This window comes from Kushneria konosiri, from assembly GCF_002155145.1.
GTDB classification, from domain to species: domain Bacteria; phylum Pseudomonadota; class Gammaproteobacteria; order Pseudomonadales; family Halomonadaceae; genus Kushneria; species Kushneria konosiri.
In genome coordinates, this window is record NZ_CP021323.1 from 3,465,022 (window position 1) to 3,482,826 (window position 17,805).

At 59.4% G+C, this 17,805-nt stretch carries 14 protein-coding genes; 7 read left to right on the forward strand and 7 right to left on the reverse strand.

Going from position 1 to position 17,805, the window contains the following annotated elements; translation table 11 throughout:
• Window positions 1-3 precede the first annotated feature (3 nt).
• Window positions 4-2,709, reverse strand: coding sequence for a DNA gyrase subunit A (gyrA, locus tag B9G99_RS16075; protein WP_086623083.1), 2,706 nt, complete (start codon window positions 2,707-2,709; stop codon window positions 4-6).
• A 349-nt stretch (window positions 2,710-3,058) separates the two neighbouring features.
• Here gyrA and B9G99_RS16080 point away from each other — a divergent pair, with 349 nt between their 5' ends.
• Both B9G99_RS16080 and B9G99_RS16085 read left to right on the forward strand, forming a co-directional pair.
• Window positions 3,059-3,985, forward strand: a complete 927-nt coding sequence (locus B9G99_RS16080) for a recombination-associated protein RdgC (protein WP_086623084.1) — start codon at window positions 3,059-3,061, stop codon at window positions 3,983-3,985.
• Between the two features lie 29 nt (window positions 3,986-4,014).
• Complete coding sequence (locus tag B9G99_RS16085) at window positions 4,015-5,187, forward strand: 1-acyl-sn-glycerol-3-phosphate acyltransferase (protein ID WP_086623085.1); 1,173 nt, start codon at window positions 4,015-4,017, stop codon at window positions 5,185-5,187.
• A 72-nt stretch (window positions 5,188-5,259) separates the two neighbouring features.
• On the opposite strand, the gene B9G99_RS16090 is transcribed toward B9G99_RS16085, so the two are convergent.
• Window positions 5,260-6,735 carry a TrkH family potassium uptake protein gene (locus B9G99_RS16090; RefSeq protein ID WP_086623086.1) on the reverse strand — a complete coding sequence of 492 codons (1,476 nt, stop codon included), beginning with the start codon at window positions 6,733-6,735 and terminating at the stop codon, window positions 5,260-5,262.
• A gap of 123 nt (window positions 6,736-6,858) precedes the next feature.
• Window positions 6,859-7,332, reverse strand: a complete 474-nt coding sequence (locus tag B9G99_RS16095) for a pilin (RefSeq protein WP_086623087.1) — start codon at window positions 7,330-7,332, stop codon at window positions 6,859-6,861.
• Between the two features lie 186 nt (window positions 7,333-7,518).
• On the opposite strand from B9G99_RS16095, the gene pilB reads away from it, so the two are divergent.
• From pilB to yacG, 5 genes are read left to right on the forward strand one after another with little or no spacing between them, the layout of a single operon-like run.
• Complete coding sequence (gene pilB, locus B9G99_RS16100; protein ID WP_086623088.1) at window positions 7,519-9,255, forward strand: type IV-A pilus assembly ATPase PilB; 1,737 nt, start codon at window positions 7,519-7,521, stop codon at window positions 9,253-9,255.
• An 8-nt stretch (window positions 9,256-9,263) separates the two neighbouring features.
• On the forward strand, window positions 9,264-10,505 hold the full coding sequence (locus tag B9G99_RS16105) for a type II secretion system F family protein (RefSeq protein ID WP_086623089.1): 1,242 nt from the start codon (window positions 9,264-9,266) through the stop codon (window positions 10,503-10,505).
• Between the two features lie 19 nt (window positions 10,506-10,524).
• On the forward strand, window positions 10,525-11,376 hold the full coding sequence (locus B9G99_RS16110; protein ID WP_269466788.1) for a prepilin peptidase: 852 nt from the start codon (window positions 10,525-10,527) through the stop codon (window positions 11,374-11,376).
• Between the two features lie 56 nt (window positions 11,377-11,432).
• Window positions 11,433-12,041, forward strand: a complete 609-nt coding sequence (coaE, locus tag B9G99_RS16115) for a dephospho-CoA kinase (protein ID WP_086623090.1) — start codon at window positions 11,433-11,435, stop codon at window positions 12,039-12,041.
• Complete coding sequence (yacG, locus tag B9G99_RS16120) at window positions 12,038-12,256, forward strand: DNA gyrase inhibitor YacG (protein ID WP_086623091.1); 219 nt, start codon at window positions 12,038-12,040, stop codon at window positions 12,254-12,256. Before coaE ends, yacG begins: the two co-directional genes overlap by 4 nt.
• A gap of 76 nt (window positions 12,257-12,332) precedes the next feature.
• Here yacG and B9G99_RS16125 read toward each other — a convergent pair whose 3' ends face one another.
• The 4 genes from B9G99_RS16125 to B9G99_RS16140 all read right to left on the reverse strand — a co-directional run bounded on the left by B9G99_RS16125 (window position 12,333) and on the right by B9G99_RS16140 (window position 17,788).
• Entirely contained in the window at window positions 12,333-13,277 is a 945-nt protein-coding gene (locus B9G99_RS16125; RefSeq protein WP_086623531.1) for a Nudix family hydrolase, read from the reverse strand.
• A 99-nt stretch (window positions 13,278-13,376) separates the two neighbouring features.
• Window positions 13,377-14,585 (reverse strand): bifunctional glutamate N-acetyltransferase/amino-acid acetyltransferase ArgJ, encoded by a 1,209-nt coding sequence (argJ, locus tag B9G99_RS16130; RefSeq protein ID WP_086623092.1) that lies wholly within the window; start codon window positions 14,583-14,585, stop codon window positions 13,377-13,379.
• A gap of 74 nt (window positions 14,586-14,659) precedes the next feature.
• A complete protein-coding gene (gene secA, locus B9G99_RS16135; RefSeq protein WP_086623093.1) occupies window positions 14,660-17,407 on the reverse strand; it encodes a preprotein translocase subunit SecA in 2,748 nt (915 codons plus the stop codon).
• 30 nt (window positions 17,408-17,437) lie between these two features.
• Entirely contained in the window at window positions 17,438-17,788 is a 351-nt protein-coding gene (locus tag B9G99_RS16140) for a hypothetical protein (protein WP_086623094.1), read from the reverse strand.
• Between the last annotated feature and the right edge of the window lie 17 nt (window positions 17,789-17,805).

Sequence of the window (17,805 nt, forward strand, 5' to 3'; positions counted from 1 at the left end):
GTTCTAGTCTTCGCGGGCCGAATCGGCGTTACCGTCATCGGGGTCTGCAGACGCTTGATCAACCTCATCCATCAATGCCTCCTCATCCTCGGCAAGCGCCTCGTCGTCCTTTTCCAACTCATCAAGACGAACGGTAGACACCAGGCTTTCACCCTTGCCGGTTCGAATAAGGGTCACGCCCTGCGTGTTACGAGAGCTGATGGACACCTCGCCGACCCGGGTACGCACCAGCGTGCCGCGATCGGAAATCATCATCATCTCATCATTTTCACCGACCTGAATGGCGGCCACCAGCGGCCCGTTACGTGCCGTGGTCTGCATGGCGATCACGCCCTGGCCGCCACGACCACGCAGCGGGAACTCCTCGAGCCGGGTGCGCTTGCCGTAACCGTTGCTGGACGCCGTCAGGATGTAGCACTGGCCTTCACTGACCTGCGTGCCTTCCACCTCGGTCTCATCATCGGCGCTTTCATCGATGGTGGTCGTACTGGGGATGATCAGGCTGATCACCCGGGCATCGTCCAGCAGGCGCATGCCTCTGACGCCACGCGCCGTACGACCCATGGCGCGCACATCGTTTTCGTCAAAGCGGATGGCCTTGCCGTTGGAAGACAGCAAAATGGCGTGATCACTGCCGGAGGTGATGGCAGCGCCTACCAGACGATCGCCTTCATCAAGATCGAGTGCGATCAGACCCGCACTGCGCGGACGCGAGAACTGATCCAGCGTGGTCCGCTTGACCGTGCCGTTGGCCGTGGCGAAGAAGATATAGCTGTCATCGCGATACTCCTTGACCGGCAGGATCGCCGTAATCCATTCGCCTTCATCCAGCGACAGCAGATTGACCAGCGGCCGACCGCGCGAACCACGCGAGGCCTGCGGCATTTCATAGACCTTGAGCCAGTAGACCTTGCCGCGATCGGAGAAAAGCAGCACGGTGTCATGGGTCGAGGCCACCAGCAGATGTTCGATGACGTCCTCATCCTTCATGCTGGTCGCCGACTTGCCGCGGCCGCCGCGCTTCTGGGCCTGATAGTCGGACAGCGGCTGGGTCTTGGCATACCCGCTTCTGGAGATGGTGACTACCATGTCTTCGGCGGCGATCAGATCTTCCATCGTGAGGTCACGACGGCTGTTCTGGATTTCAGTACGACGCTCGTCACGGTACTGATCGCGCACCGCTTCCAGCTCTTCGCGAATCACTTCCATCAGGCGATCGGCCGACGAGAGAATGCGGGTCAGCTCGGCGATGGTATCGAGGATGCCCTTGTACTCATCGAGCAGCTTCTCGGTCTCAAGACCGGTCAGACGATGCAGACGCAGCTCCAGAATCGCCTGAGCCTGTGCCGCCGACAGCTGATAGCGCCCACGATCGTCCGACAACCCGCAGCTCTCCTCGAGATTGTCAGGCTTGCAGGAGGTCGCACCGGCGCGGTCCAGCATGTCGATGACTTGGCCCGGCGCCCAGTCACGCGCGATCAGCTTTTCCTTCGCCTCGGCCGCGTTGGGCGAGGCCTTGATGAGCTCGATCACCTCATCGATGTTGGAGATGGCGACCGTCAGGCCTTCAAGAATATGGCCGCGTTCCTTTGCCTTTTTCAGCTCATAAAGCGTTCGGCGGGTCACCACCTCGCGGCGATGGCGAATGAAGGCTTCCAGCAGCTGCTTGAGGTTGAGCGTTTTGGGCTGACCGCTTTCAAGCGCGACCACGTTGATACCGAACACGGTTTCAAGCTGGGTCTGGGAGAAGAGATTGTTGACGACCACATCGCCGGACTCGCCGCGACGCGTTTCGATCACCACACGCAGACCGTCCTTGTCAGACTCGTCACGCAGCTCGGCAATGCCTTCGATGCGCTTGTCCTTGACCAGCTCGGCAATCTTTTCGATCAGACGAGCCTTGTTGACCTGATAAGGCAACTCGGTCACGACAATGTGATCGCGGCCGGTGCGCTCGTCATGCTCGACGGTGTGGCGGGCGCGCACATGGATACGTCCGCGCCCGGTGCGATAGGCATCCAGAATGCCGGCACGGCCATTGATGATGCCGGCGGTCGGAAAGTCCGGACCCGGGATATATTCCATCAGCTCGTCGATACTGAGCGTATGGTCCTCGATCAGCGCCAGACAGCCATCAATGACCTCGCCCATATTATGGGGCGGCACGTTGGTGGCCATGCCCACGGCAATACCGGAGGCACCGTTGACCAGCAGATTGGGCACCCGCGTTGGCAGCACCTCGGGGATACGCTCGGTGCCGTCGTAGTTATCGACCCAGTCAACGGTATCCTTTTCCAGATCCGAGAGCAGCTCATGCGACAGGCGCGCCATGCGCACTTCGGTGTAACGCATGGCCGCGGCGCTGTCACCATCGATCGAACCGAAGTTGCCCTGCCCATCCACCAGCATGTAGCGCATGGAGAAGTCCTGGGCCATACGCACGATGGTGTCATACACCGCGCTGTCACCATGCGGGTGATATTTACCGATGACATCACCCACGACACGCGCCGATTTCAGATAGGACTTGTTCCAGTCGTTGCGCAGTTCATGCATGGCATACAGCACGCGACGGTGCACCGGCTTGAGTCCATCCCTGACATCGGGAAGCGCTCGACCGATGATGACGCTCATCGCGTAATCAAGGTACGACTGCTTCAGCTCGTCCTCGATATTGACTGGCAGAATCTCTCTGGCGATCTCACCCATGGGTCGTCAAATCCTGGTCCTGTTCAAGAAGTCCTGCAGCCTGAACGCCTCGTCCAGACAGGACGCGGGGCGTTCAGGCGCGAACACCCGTAATGCAATCACGACGCACACATGATCGCGCACGAATGATCCAATTGGTTGGCACCGATTGTACCACAGCCCAGGCGCGCTCCGGCAGACAGCGATGCAATCCGACAACGATTTGAGCACTCGCCCACGATGTCGCTGTCAGGCCCTGCATCGAGAGCTGTCATTACCGGTTAGTCCAGGAGTATGAGATCAGGACGTGCCAGCGCTGGCACCCGCGCCTGCCATTCGACATAATGTGCGCCTTCAAGGAAAGGACGCTATGTGGTTCAAGCATTTACAACTCTATCGCCTGCTCGATGAGCACGACTGGTCAATGGACCAGCTCACACAAGCCCTCGACACATACCGTTTTGCGCCGGTGACCGAGACTCAGGCCCGCCGTGTGGGCTGGGCAGCGCCAGCCGGGCGCCATGGTGATCAGCTGGTGCACGAGATTCAGGGGCATCGCCTGATGACACTACTGCGCCAGGAGCGCCTGCTGCCAAGCGCGGTCGTCAAGGAAACACTCGATGAGCGCGTCGAAACACTGACCGCACAGCAGGGCTATCCGCCCGGCCGACGTGACAAGCTGGCGCTCAAGGAGCGCATCGTCGAGGAGCTGCTGCCACGTGCCTTTACCCGCACCACGCGCACGGATCTCTGGTGGGACACGAAGCGCCGCCTGATCGGCATCAACGCCTCGAGTGCCAAACGCGCCGAGGAGATTCTTGATGTACTGCGCGAATCGCTCGGGTCGCTCAAGGTGATCCCACTGGCACCGCAGACGCCGGCCGGACGCACCATGACCACCTGGCTGACCGACCCGACCACCCGCCCGGAAGGTGTGGTGCTGGGCGATCAGATCGAGCTTCGTGCCAAGGGCGATGATGGCATTCTTCGCGCCAGAAGCATCGACCCGGACGGTGAGGAAGTGCGCATGTCGCTGGACGTTGGGCGCCAGGCCAGCAAGCTGGCGCTGAACATTGAAGAACAGATGACCCTGGTGCTGCAGGAAGATATGTCGATAAAGTCGATCCGCTTCGCCGACGCCGTACTCAAGGAAATCGACGATACCGACAGCGACGACAATCCCGTCATGCAGATGGAGACGGAGTTTGCGCTCATGGCCCATGTACTGGGTGAGACTGCCGAGCGGCTGATGCAGTGGCTGGGCGGCGAAGCGACACCGGCACCTGCAGCCCCATGAATCAAACGTCTGACGACCCGGAACCCGAGATGACCTCCTCCCCGGATGCGCTACCGCCCGTAGACGACTTCGAGGCCATACGCCCCTACAACGACGATGAAGTCGTTGATACGCTGGCTCGCCTGGTCCGAAACGATGAATTCATCGATACCATCACGCGCTATCGGCTGCCGAAACTGGCCCGCTTTGCCCCGCGCGTGGCGCGAGCCCTGGTGCGCCACGGGCTCAAGCGTGCAGTGCGCAACATTCATACGGTGGGAGATTTTCAGGATCACATCTCTCATTACATGGCGCGCATGATCCAGAACACGACCAACACCTTCAGCGTGGAAGGTCTTGAGAAGCTGGATCAGAAAAAGGCCTATCTCTTTATCGGCAACCATCGCGATATCGCGCTCGACCCGGCCTTTGTCAACTATGCGCTTTACCATAGCGGCCGCAGCACCGTGCGCATTGCGATCGGCGACAACCTGCTGCAAAAGCCCTATGTGACCGACCTCATGCGGCTTAACAAGAGCTTTATCGTGCCACGCTCGGCCCGTGGCAAGCGGGCGATGCTGGCCGCCTACCAGCAGCTGTCCAATTACATTCGCCACTCGATTGTCGAAGACAACCATCCCATCTGGCTGGCACAGCGTGAGGGCCGCGCCAAGAACGGCGTGGACCGCACCGACAGCGCAATCATCAAGATGCTGGGAATGGCGCGGCGCATGAAGGACAAGGACGCCTCGGTCAACGAGACGATTGCCGAGCTGCGCATCGTACCGGTCTCCATCAGCTACGAATTTGATCCCTGCGACCAGCAAAAGGCACGCGAACTCAAGGCGCGTCATGAGGGTCTGGCCTACGAAAAGATCGCCTACGAAGACATCCTTTCCATTGCTGCCGGCATTACCGGCAACAAGGGGCGTGTCAGACTGGTGTTCGGCACGCCGTTGACGGACGAGCACGACAGCTATGACAGTGCCGCCCATGAGATCGACCGTCAGGTGCTCAGCCACTACACCCTTTATCCCAGCCACTATCTGGCACTGGAAGCCACCGGCCATGCGCCGGAGCTTGTCGATTCAAGCGATATCACCCAGGCCGACCGCCAGGCCTTCAACAAGCGCCTTTCGCAGGTGCCGGAAGATCTGCGCCCCTGGTGGCTATGCCAATACGCCAACCCGGTACTCAATCGCGCCGGACGCGATCCTCTCTAGCGCCCTGCCATTTGCTGACCCTGCCCGGTTTCAAGCCTGCGCCCCACTATCAGGATGCAGGCCGGGTAGAGGCTATTTGCGCCAGAAGGTTGGGGTCAGCAGGACCAGCACGGTCAAAATTTCCAGACGCCCCATCAGCATGCCGATGCTCAGCATCCATTTGGCCGCATCCGGCAGCGGCGCAAAATTCCCTGCCGGACCGATGATCTCGCCAAGCCCCGGGCCCACGTTGGCGACGGCCGTGGCAGCGCCCGAAAGCGCCGTGACGAAATCCAGCCCCATCAGCGACAGCCCAAGCGCCAGCACCGCCACTGTAAAAAAGAAGAAAAAGGAGAAGGCAATAACGCCCCGAATCTGATCATCGGTCAGCACGCGTCCGTTATAGCGCTGCACAAACACACCGTTGGCATGGACCAGGTAGCGCAGCTGATTGACCAGCATGATCAGGCCGACCTGGAATCGAAAGACCTTCATTCCTCCACTGGTGGAGCCGGAGCAGCCGCCGACAAAGGTCAGATAGAAAAAGGCCGCCGCCGACAGCGGGCCCCATGCCGTGTAGTCGTCAGTAGCATAGCCGGTGGTCGTCACCACCGATACCACGTTGAACGCGACCTGAGTCAGGGCATCAAAAAACTCCATGCCGCGAACGGCGCGATACAGGGTCAGCAGCGCAATGACCACCACCAGCAGCGCCAGAAGCCCCCTGACCTGCTGATCCTTCCAGAGTACCCCCGAGCGCTCGCGCGCCATGCGGATATACAGCACAAAGGGCAGCGCACCGGTCAGCATGGACAACACACTGAGCCACAGGATGACCGGCTGATCGGCATATTGACCGAATGAGGCGTCGTAATTGGCAAAGCCACCGGTGGCCACCGACGTCATGCCATGGACAAAGGCGTCCAGCGGCAGCATGCCTGCCAGCCAGTAACTGACAATCGAGACAATCGTAAAGCCGACATAGACCAGCCCGATGGCCTTGGCGACCGTACCGGCTCGCGGCAGCACCTTGTCGGACCAGTCCGAAGATTCGGTCTGAAAAAGACGCATGCCGCCCACGCGCAGAAAGGGCAACACCGCAATCGCCATCACGATGATCCCGACGCCGCCGACCCACTGCATCAGACCACGCCAGAGCTTGAGGCCGTCCGAGAGATGTTCGATACCCACCAGCACGGTCGCCCCGGTGGTGGTAATGGCCGAGACCGACTCAAACACCGCATCGGCCACCGACAGACGCGGCGCGCCGAACTGCATGGGCAGACTGGAAAAGGCCGACATGACGACCCAGCTGGAGGTGGTCAGGATAAACATCTGCCGGGGGCGCAGCTCGATGTGCACGCCCCAGGTCAGCAAAATGAACACGACACCCGTGCCGAAGGTGACCGCAAAGGCCCATAGAAAGGGCCACATCTGCCCATCGCCTTCCAGTGCCAGCAGGGCCAGCGGGATCAGCATGAACAGGGATAGCACCAGCAGCAGCATGGCCAGAATGCGCAGGACAGGGCCCGCTCCGGCCGGATGACGGAAAAGCGGCAGACGCAGCATGCATCGCATCCAGAATGATCAACAGGTGCGCGCTACTATAGCGGTTCGAGGAAAGAGACGCAGCCGCAAAGGCTTATAAAAACAAAAGCCGGCCCGGGGCCGGCTTTAAGAGTTACGTTATGATTATGATGTACCTGTACCTGTACCTGTACCTGTACCAGCAATACTACAGCCACGAGGTTTGAATTCGGGAGCAACTGTTGTAGTGCAACCCCAGACTCCATCTTGTGTTCTTGCAAGCTTGATATTTTTACCACGCAAGGCTGAGTTTGCACCGGTATCAAAATCTAACTGAACAGAAGCTACTCCTGTATTGCCGGAATTAGTGTCTGGTATGGTCAGAGTGCCTAGTTTTACCTGATCATTGGTAAGTCCAATAAAACCTTGAGTGTTAGGAGTAATACTGATTGATTCTCCGCGAAGTACAGACTCTTCGATCGAAGTCTGTGTACCTTGCAGTGAAGACAAACCAGAGGCTACTTCCGACCTCGCCACGTAATCCTGATAGCGCGGCACGGCAATGGCCGCCAGTACGCCGATGATGGCCACCACGATCATCAGCTCGATCAACGTAAAACCACCCTGCCTGCGTGCCATTGGTATGCCCTTCCCATTGATTGCATGTGTCCCTGTGACGATCCACAGGATAACGGTATATTTGGCGTCCTTTATCGCTGGACGCAGTTAACTTAACGACAACGCCTCTGGAAACTTTAGAGAAACGAACGCTCGCCGATAACATAAGGCAAGTATCACTTCCCGGGGCCTTATGGATCAGCGCGTATGTCGGATGCTCTCAGCCAACTCTCAGCCAACCCTCTGCGAAGCCTCGCCCATCAGCTGGTCGAGGATGGATTGCTGGACGCCGACCATGCGCTGGCCCTGGAGCAACGGGCGCAGCAGGAAAAGCGCCCGCTGCTCAGGCTGATTACCGAAGAAACCGACGTATCACCACGCGACGCGATTCAGAGTGCCGGCTGGGCCTTCGGACTCGGCTGTGTGGATCTGGATGCGATTCCGGTCGCGCGTCTGCCGCCGCTACAGGGTCTGCCGGAATCGATGATCCGCCGGCTGGGCGTGCTGCCTTTGATGCGTCAGGAGCGCTGTTTGATCGTGGCGGTGGATGACCCCTCTCGCCTGCCCGAACTCGATGAACTTCAGTTCGTGATTGGCATGAGCGTGGAAGGCATGCTGGCGCCGGCCAAACAGCTTGCCGCCAGACTCGAGCAGTATCTGGACATGCACGGCGAAGGGGCGCTGGCGCTGCTGGAGGGTCACAACGCCATTGAGACACTGGCACAGGAAGAAAGCGATCTTGCGCTGGATCAAACAGAAGACGCTTCATTTCAATCCAGCGACGACGCGCCGGTGGTGCGTTTCGTCAAGCAGATCCTGCTCGACGGTATTCGGCGCGGCGCCTCGGACATCCATTTCGAGCCGTTTGACGAGAGCTTTCGAATCCGCTTTCGCGTCGATGGCATTCTCATGGAAGCTTCCCGACCGCCGGCACAGCTTCGCCAGCGTATTGCAGCCCGCATCAAGGTGATGGCCAAGCTGGACATCTCCGAGCGACGCCTGCCCCAGGATGGCAACCTGCGCCTGAAGCTGTCGAGCCGACGCCACGTTGAATTTCGTGTCAACACGCTACCCACCCTGTTTGGTGAAAAGATTGTCATGCGCCTGCTGGACCCGGACAGCGCCCGTATGGGCATCGATGCACTGGGCTTCACGGCCGAGCAGCGCGCCATCTTTGAACAGGCCATCGCCCGGCCCCAGGGCATGATTCTATCGACCGGCCCCACCGGCAGCGGCAAGACGGTGACGCTTTATACGGCTCTGAATCTGCTCAATACCGAGGCGCGCAATATCGCTACGGCCGAGGACCCGGTCGAAATCAAGCTGGAAGGCATCAACCAGGTCAACGTACGACCCAGTATCGGCTTTGATTTTGCCGCCGCCCTGCGCGCTTTTCTGCGTCAGGACCCGGATGTGGTGATGGTGGGGGAAATTCGTGACCTGGAAACCGCCGAAGTCGCCATCAAGGCGGCCCAGACCGGACATCTGGTGCTATCGACACTACACACCAACTCTGCCGCCGAAACCCTGACTCGTCTGGGCAACATGGGCGTGGCCGGCTTCAACATTGCCACCTCCATCAGCCTGATCATCGCTCAGCGACTGGCACGCCGCCTGTGTGAACGCTGCCGACAGCCGGTCACCCTGCCCCGCGAAGTGCTCAGACATCAGGGACTCAATGACGAGGAAATTGATCAGGCCACGCTGTATCAGGCCGTAGGCTGTGAGCACTGCACGCATGGCTACCGAGGACGTGTGGGGATTTATGAAATGGTGCCGATATCCTCTGCCATGAGCCATTTGATCATGCAGGATGCCGGTGCCATGGCGCTGGCCGAGCAGGCGCGACGAGAAGGTCATCACGACCTGCGTCGCAGCGGTTTGCACAAGGTGCTGACCGGACTGACCACGCTGGAAGAACTCAACCGGACCATTCAGGAGTAATCATCACCATGGCAACGCCTGCCCTGTCAAAACGCTCATCGGCTTTATCGGGCCAGGCCACGACCTTTCGGTGGATGGGCAAGAATGGTCGTGGCGAACGGGTCAGGGGTGAAATGCATGGTATCAATGAACACGACATTCGCCGCCAGCTGTCATCCCAGGGCATTGTTGTTACCCGCCTGAACCGCAAGCGTCATCTGCCCGGCATGGGCCATCGCATCCGGAGCGAGGACATCACCCTGTTTGCGCGTCAGATGGCGACCCTGATTCGCGCCGGTGTGCCCTTGCTGCAGTCTCTTGAGGCGGTTGCCAACGGTACCAACCGCCCGGCTCTACGACACTTCATCGAGACCATCAAAAGTGACGTTTCCAGCGGCATGAGCTTTTCGCAGGCACTGGCGGCGCACCCACGCCATATCGATCAACTGTTTGTTCATCTGATCGAGGCCGGTGAACAGGCCGGCGCCCTTGACCGCATGCTCGATCGCGTCGCCACCAACAAGGAGCGCCTTGATCATCTAAAGGCACGCGTTCGCAAGGCGCTGTATTACCCTGCCGCCGTGGTGGCCGTGGGCATTGCCGTGACGGCGCTTTTGTTGATCAAGGTCGTACCGCAGTTTGAAAGCATGTTCGCAAGCTTTGGCGCCGAGCTACCGGCCCCGACCCGAATCACCATTGCGCTTTCGGACGCCGCCCAGCAGCTATGGTGGCAAGTACTGCTGGCAGCGCTGGCCGCAGGGATGTTTACGCGGCGTATGCTTGCACGCTCACCGGCGCTGGCCTTCCAGGCCAGCCGATTGATGCTCAGACTCCCCGTCATCGGGCCCGTCATCGAGAGAGCCGCCATTGCGCGTTTTTCGCGCACGCTGGCCACCACCTTTGCCGCGGGCGTGCCCCTGATGTCGGCGCTGGAAACGGCGAAAGGCGTCTGCGGCAATCTGGTGTTTGAGCAGGCCATTGAACGCGTACGCCAGGACGTCAATACCGGCCAGCAGCTCAACTTTGCCATGCGCACCACCGGGCTTTTCACCCCCATGACCCTGCAGATGGTAGCGATCGGTGAAGAATCAGGTGCCCTTGAAGCCATGCTCAATCGCGTGGCCGATTTTTATGATGTCGACGTCGAAAACCGGGTCGATACACTGACCACCCTGATGGAGCCTCTGATCATTGTGGTCCTGGGCTCTCTGGTAGGCGGCGTGGTGGTGTCGATGTATCTACCCGTATTTGATCTTGGCAGCGCCATATAGGAGTCTTGAGGTGTCCCCGTTGACCGATTCCCTTCTGCTGTGTGTTGTCGCGCTGCTGGCACTGGCGCTGGGCAGCTTTCTCAATGTGGTCATTGCCCGACTGCCCCTGATGCTGTCCCGGCAGTGGACCCTGGAGGCGCATCAGACGCTGTCGCTGACACCTCCCGTTCAGCCTGCCTGCAATTTGCTCGTGCCGCGCTCTCGCTGCCCCGGATGCGAAGCACCCATTGCATGGCATGACAATATTCCCCTGTTGGGCTATCTGAAGCGTCGAGGCCGCTGCGCGCAGTGTCGATGCGCCATCAGCGTGCAATATCCGTTGGTCGAAATGGCAAGCCTTGCCCTGGTGCTCTGGAACGTATGGCACCATGGCATGACCCTGACGGCCCTGACATTGATACTGGCCTGCCTGACGCTGCTGGCACTGGCCGTCATCGATTGGCGTACGATGCTGCTGCCGGATGTACTCACCCTGCCACTGCTATGGGGCGGGTTGCTGTATCAGCTGACAAACCATCCCGACAGGCTGGCAGAAAGTGTGGTCGGCGCGATGGCGGGATACGGTATTGCCTGGGGATTTTACTGGCTGTTTCGCCTTGCTACAGGCAAGGAAGGTCTGGGTCATGGAGATTTCAAGCTTCTGGCCGCACTGGGCGCATGGTGTGGCTGGCAGGCCCTGCCGCTGATTCTGGTCCTGTCCGCCACCACCGGAGCGGTAGTGGGCATTGTCCTGCAACTGCTCATTCCTCGCCTGCGGGGGGCCCCGATGCCCTTTGGCCCCTTTTTGAGTGCGGCGGGCATGCTGATCCTGCTGGGCGGTGACAGCCTTGTCGAGCTGTATTACAACATCATCGGCCTTTCCGGGTTCTAGGCCATGGACACTTCTTTCAACTCCGGGCATCACAACGCTTATCTGTGGGAGATTTCATGCTGATTATCGGCCTGACCGGCGGCATAGCAGCCGGCAAGACCACCATCGCCGAAGCCTTTGCCAGACGCGGGGCATCCTGGGTGGATGTAGACCACCTGGCCCGGGAGATCGTCATGCCGGGCGAGGCGGCGCTGGCAGATATTCGTGCGCGCTTTGGTGAGTCCGTCATGACAGAACAGGGCGAGCTCAATAGGGCCGCCCTGCGCCAGATCATTTTCGATGACATCCAGGCGCGTCATGACCTTGAGGCCATTACCCATCCCCGCATTCGTGAGCGACTGATTCAGCGTCTTGAAGCCCTGTCGGGACCTTATGCCCTGCTGGTCTCACCGCTACTGCTGGAAACCGATCAGCATCAGCTGGTCAATCGGATTCTGGTGATTGATGTGCCCCCGGAGGAGCAGATCCGAAGGACCTGCGAACGAGATGGCGTCCCCGAATCGCAGGCCCGCGCCATTGTGGATGCCCAGATGTCACGCAATCGACGACTTGCCAGCGCCGATGACGTTATCGACAATGTCGGCAGCTTTCACGTGGTTGATGCCCGAATCGATCGGCTCGATCTTTTTTACCGCCAGCTTGCCAGTCAGTACAATGCCCCATGAGTAATGAGAATCAGACTCCTATCGTCCCGTGCCCCCAGTGCGGCAAGCGCCTTTACTGGACCAGCGATAACCCGTGGCGTCCGTTTTGTTCCAAACGCTGCAAGATGATCGACCTTGGTGCCTGGGCGGATGAATCCCATCGCATTGCCGGAGAGCCCGCCATGGATGATGCAAGCCTTGATGAGCTCATGAATCGCATCGAGCGCGGCGACTAGGCGCTCAAACGCTCCACGAATGCAAAAGGGCCACCCCATCGGGTGGCCCTTTTTTCTCAGTATCCGCCAGCCCGGTTTAGCGCCAGAAGTCACGAATCGAAGCGATGCCCTGCGCACCCACCGCGCGAGCACGGTCACCATCATCACGAGAGGTACCGCCAAGGGCATATACCGGCATCGTTACTTCTTCCACCATCTGCTGAAGATCGTGCCAGCCGATGGTCACCGCACCTGGATGGCTCGGCGTCTCGCGCACCGGTGAAAGTGTTGCAAAATCACACCCCAGCCGCTGGGCCTGAGCAAGCTGCTCGGCATTGTGTGTAGAGGCCGCCAGCCACTTGCCATCCTCTATGGGGCGATGTGTCAGGGCCATCAGTTCGCGGCTGGGCAGATGCAGCCCGTCAGCATCCACGGCAAGGAACACCTCCAGCGAACAGTTGAGAATCAGCGACGCCCCATGCTCGCGGCAGGTCGCCAGGGCGCGTTCGGCACGTGCACGATAAGCGTCTTCATCTAGATCATGCGCCCTCAGCTGTACCAGCTTGATGCTGTCTTCCTCCAGGGCACGCTTGAGCTTGCGGTCAAAGTCCTCTTCATCGCTGGCTTCTCCCGTGATCAGATAGTCATGCGGCAGCGTCACGGCACGAATGATGGGACCATTGGCCGCCGGGAAGGCGTAGCGGCCAAAATCTTCTGAATTGACCCAACGTACGGCCTGACCTTCGCGCCCCCAGGGCTCGCCCTCGAAATCATGGGTCTCCCAGACGTCGAGCAGGATATGCTTGTCGGGATACTCGTGATGAACGCGAATCAGTGGCTGAGCCCGTTGAATATTGATGCCAAGCTCTTCGCGCAGTTCACGACGCAGGGCTTCCAGTCCGGTTTCATACGGGGCCAGCTTGCCGCCGGGAAATTCCCACAGTCCACCCTGATCGGCAATCGATGGCCGCCGTGCAATCAACACCTGGCCCTGATCGTTGAAGATGGCCGCAGCGGCGACATGTACCCTTCTTTTCGGCATGCTGGCATGACCTTTCATGATGCGTGAATATCAATCGGTAAAGGGAGCGACATGACACCGCCGCTCCGAAACATGATAGCGACCGCGCTCAGGCGCGTATCAGCTGCGATAGTCGGCATTGATGGAGACGTAGTCGTGAGAGAGATCCGACGTCCAGACCTGCTCACGTGCTGTTCCACGACCCAGCCGTATCGTGATGTTGATCTCTTCCTCGGCCATGACGGCAGCACCGGCTTCCTCACGGTATTCCTGAGCGCGCCCCCCCTGACGTGCGATGGTGACACCGTTGATATCGATCCCCACCTGGCTGACATCGAAATGCTCAATGGGCACCTTGCCCACTGCCATCAGAAGACGACCCCAGTTGGCATCGCTGGCATAGAGCGCGGTCTTGACCAGCGGTGAATGCGCCACGCTGAAGGCAACCGCCAGGGCTTCATCAACGCTTGCCGCCTCTTCAATGACAACGGTGACAAATTTGGTGGCACCTTCGCCATCACGCACGATGGCCTGCGCCAGTGACAACAGCACCTCATCGAGTGCCCGGGCAAACGTCGCCAGCGCCTCATCACTTTCAATGGCAACACCACGCCCCGTAGCCACCAGGGTGCAGGCATCATTGGTAGACGTATCGGAGTCGATCGTAATGCGATTGAAGCTGCGCTCAACACTTTCACGCAGCAGTGTCTGCAGCGTGTCATGGGCAATCGCAGCGTCGGTGGCCACAAAGGCCAGCATGGTCGCCATATTGGGGCAGATCATGCCGGCCCCCTTGGAAATACCGTTAATGACGACCGGCTGACCTTCGATCATGATCGTACGCGTGGCGCCCTTGGGACGCGTATCGGTGGTCATGATGCCTTCGGCCGCGGCCTGCCACTGGCCATCATCCAGCGAGGCAAGCGCCTCATCAAGGCCGCCCCGAATCCGCTCTACCGGTAACGGCTCTCCGATCACGCCGGTGGAAAAGGGCAGCACCTGCTCCGGCAGCTGGCCGGTGCGCTCGGCCAGCGCCGCACAGCAGGCCAGAGCATCCTGCATGCCCGACTCGCCGGTGCCGGCATTGGCATTGCCGGTATTGATCAGAAGATAGCGCGGCGCACCATCGGCCAGATGTCGACGTGCCACATGAACCGGTGCCGCACAGAAGGCATTGCGAGTAAAGGTCGCCGCCACATGACTGCCTTCGGCCAGCTCAAAAATGACCAGATCACGTCGATCCGCCTTTTTGATGCCTGCCCGGGCGGTGCCCAGTCGCAGCCCTTCGATGCAAGGCATATCGGGAAAATGCGTTTTACCTACGGCCATGGCCACTGCCCTCTGCTGTTCATGTTATCCATCCGACAGTCTGTGACTGCCGGATCATGCCGGGATGCCAGCAATTATTTGTCGAGACTGCCATGGCAGTGCTTGTACTTTTTGCCGGACCCGCACGGACAAAGGTCATTACGACCGACCTTCGGTTCATCGCGACGTACGGTCGGGCTCTGAACGGCCTCTGCCGCCGCCACAGCCTCTTCGCTGATCTCCGGCGCCGGCACATCTTCATGCGCGACATCGGTACGCGTCATCTCGCTGGCCTGCTGTTCGCGCTGCAGGTTTTCACGACGCTCGCGCTCGAGCGTTTCCGGATCTGCCTGCTGGCGCACCTGAACATGACTCAGGATGCGCACAACATCCGACTTGATATTGTGCAACAGCGTCTGGAACAGCTCGAAGGATTCACGCTTGTATTCCTGCTTGGGATTTTTCTGGGCGTAACCGCGCAGGTGAATGCCGCGACGAAGATGGTCCATCGACTGAAGATGTTCCTTCCAGCGGGTATCGAGCACCTGAAGCATGACCTGCTTTTCAAAGCGACGCATGGTCTCGTCACCGACGGTGGCCTCTTTCTCCGCCCACGCCTGACGAAGCTGTTCGTGCAGACGCTCACGCAGCATCTCTTCGTGGAAGCCTTCATCGTCACGGGCCCAGGCAACGACCGGCGCCTCAAGATTGAACTCCTGACGAAGATGCTCTTCCAGCCCGGGCAGATCCCACTGTTCGGCAAGACTCTGCGGCGGCACATAGCTGGAGATGGCGTAATCAAGCATCTCGACACGCAGGCCCTGAACGTTTTCAGACACGTTGTCGGAGGCCAGGATTTCATCACGCTGGTCGTAAATCACGCGACGCTGGTCGTTGGCCACGTCATCGTATTCCAGCAGCTGCTTGCGCATGTCAAAGTTGCGCCCTTCCACCTTGCGCTGAGCGCGCTCGACGGCATTGCTGACCATCTTGTGCTCGATGGCTTCACCCTTTTCAAGCCCCAGCACGCCCATCATCTTCTGCACGCGCTCGGAGCCGAAAAGGCGCATCAGGCTGTCTTCCAGCGACAGGAAAAAGCGGGTCGAGCCCGGATCCCCCTGACGACCGGAGCGGCCACGCAGCTGGTTATCGATACGACGTGATTCATGACGCTCGGTGCCGATTACGTGCAGACCGCCGGCCTCGATGACCGCATCATGACGTTTTTGCCATTCAGCCTTGATGGCTTCGACAGCGGCATCGCCGGGATTATCGAGCGCCGCCACCTCGGACTCCCAGTTACCGCCCAGCATGATATCGGTACCGCGACCGGCCATGTTGGTGGCAATGGTGACGGCGGCAGGGCGGCCCGCCTGGGCAATGATCTCGGCTTCACGATCGTGCTGCTTGGCGTTAAGCACGTTGTGGGCAAGCTGCTGCTTGCGCATCATCTCGGAAAGCACCTCGGAGCTTTCAATTGATGCAGTACCGACCAGTACCGGACGACCCTCGGCCTGTTTGACCTTGATGTCCTCGATAATGGCTTCAAACTTCTCCTGGGTCGTCATGAAGACCAGGTCGTTAAGATCCTTTCGCGCCCTTGGCTTGTTGGTCGGAATGACCAGCACATCCAGGTCGTAGATCTCACGAAACTCGAAAGCTTCGGTATCGGCCGTTCCGGTCATGCCGGAGAGCTTGTCATAGAGGCGGAAGTAGTTCTGGAAGGTCGTGGACGCCAGCGTCTGACTTTCCTTCTGGACTTCAACGTTCTCCTTGGCTTCAACGGCCTGATGAAGGCCTTCCGACCAGCGTCGACCATGCATGGTTCGCCCGGTGTGCTCATCAACGATGATGACCTCACCCTTGGCAACCACATAGTCCACATCGCGGTGGAACAGATGCTTGGCTCTGAGTGCCGCAGAGACATGGTGCAAAAGCCCGAGGTTGTGGGCCGCATACAGTGAATCTTCAGCGGGCAGCAGACCGGCCTGACGTAGAAGGTTTTCGATCTCGTTATGGCCGCGTTCGGTCAGCTCGATCTGCTTTTGCTTCTCATCGATGATGAAATCGCCGGTTTCCGGATCTTCCGGATCGTCGCTGGGGACCAGCGGTGCGACCAGCTGATGAATGGTACGATAGATCTCGACGTTTTCATCCACTGGCCCCGAGATGATCAGCGGCGTGCGCGCCTCATCGATCAATATCGAGTCAACTTCATCGATAATGGCGTAGTTGAGCCTGCGCTGAACCTTGTCGACCAGAGAAAAGGCCATGTTATCGCGAAGATAATCAAAGCCGTATTCATTGTTGGTGCCATAGGTAATATCGCAGGCATAGGCCGTGCGCTTGTCCCTTGGCTGCTGTCCGGCGTAGATGACGCCTACCGACAGACCCAGAAACTCATACAGGGGGCGCATCCAGTCTGCATCGCGGCGGGCCAGATAGTCGTTGACCGTGACCACATGTACACCAAGCGCCGGCAATGCATTCAGATAGACCGCCAGGGTCGCGACCAGCGTCTTCCCTTCACCGGTCTTCATCTCGGCAATACGGCCCTCATTCAGCGCCATGCCGCCAATCATCTGGACATCGAACTGGCGCATGCCCATCACGCGCTTGGTGGCCTCACGCACGGTGGCAAAGGCTTCGGGCAGCAGTTTTTCAAGTGCCTCACCCTTGCCAAGGCGCTCGCGAAAGACCTGCGTCTGCTGCTGCAGTGCAGCGTCATCAAGAGCAGCAATGGACTCTTCAAGCGCATTGATGCGCGTGACAGCCTTGCGCATGCGTCTGATTTCCCGGTCATTCTTGCTGCCGACCATTTTGCGTAACAGCGTATTCAGCATCTCTTTATCCTGTGTCGTCGTGTCATGTTTCTAACCAATGCAATGACACGTCGAAGGCGGCCCGCGGCGCGACAGCACATCATGGCCTGTCGACATCCCAAGCCAGGGCCGGGCAGGCAACGCCTCGCGCACGATACATGGAAGAACGGTCGGCAAACACCAGACACGCAGTACCAGACGCCTGAGGCGATAGCGACGCCGCGACTCGGCGCGAATGTGTTCTGGCGAATGGAAACAGATTCGGATCAGCTGGGCAGCCGTGCCGTCAAGGCGAGCATCGGCCATACCGATCGGCAGGAGGCAGCCAATCAGAATACCGGCCAACCACCACCTGGTTCTAAAGCCCCGTGGCAGGCGGAATGTGCGAGCGGGATGGGTCATGCTGTCAATCTGAGGAT

Coding starts and splice junctions, on each gene's coding strand:
- gyrA (WP_086623083.1), bottom strand. CDS start 2,709: ATGGGTGAGATCGCCAGAGAGATTCTGCCAGTCAATATCGAGGACGAG.
- B9G99_RS16080 (WP_086623084.1), top strand. CDS start 3,059: ATGTGGTTCAAGCATTTACAACTCTATCGCCTGCTCGATGAGCACGAC.
- B9G99_RS16085 (WP_086623085.1), top strand. CDS start 4,015: ATGACCTCCTCCCCGGATGCGCTACCGCCCGTAGACGACTTCGAGGCC.
- B9G99_RS16090 (WP_086623086.1), bottom strand. CDS start 6,735: ATGCTGCGTCTGCCGCTTTTCCGTCATCCGGCCGGAGCGGGCCCTGTC.
- B9G99_RS16095 (WP_086623087.1), bottom strand. CDS start 7,332: ATGGCACGCAGGCAGGGTGGTTTTACGTTGATCGAGCTGATGATCGTG.
- pilB (WP_086623088.1), top strand. CDS start 7,519: ATGTCGGATGCTCTCAGCCAACTCTCAGCCAACCCTCTGCGAAGCCTC.
- B9G99_RS16105 (WP_086623089.1), top strand. CDS start 9,264: ATGGCAACGCCTGCCCTGTCAAAACGCTCATCGGCTTTATCGGGCCAG.
- coaE (WP_086623090.1), top strand. CDS start 11,433: ATGCTGATTATCGGCCTGACCGGCGGCATAGCAGCCGGCAAGACCACC.
- yacG (WP_086623091.1), top strand. CDS start 12,038: ATGAGTAATGAGAATCAGACTCCTATCGTCCCGTGCCCCCAGTGCGGC.
- B9G99_RS16125 (WP_086623531.1), bottom strand. CDS start 13,277: ATGCCGAAAAGAAGGGTACATGTCGCCGCTGCGGCCATCTTCAACGAT.
- argJ (WP_086623092.1), bottom strand. CDS start 14,585: ATGGCCGTAGGTAAAACGCATTTTCCCGATATGCCTTGCATCGAAGGG.
- secA (WP_086623093.1), bottom strand. CDS start 17,407: ATGCTGAATACGCTGTTACGCAAAATGGTCGGCAGCAAGAATGACCGG.
- B9G99_RS16140 (WP_086623094.1), bottom strand. CDS start 17,788: ATGACCCATCCCGCTCGCACATTCCGCCTGCCACGGGGCTTTAGAACC.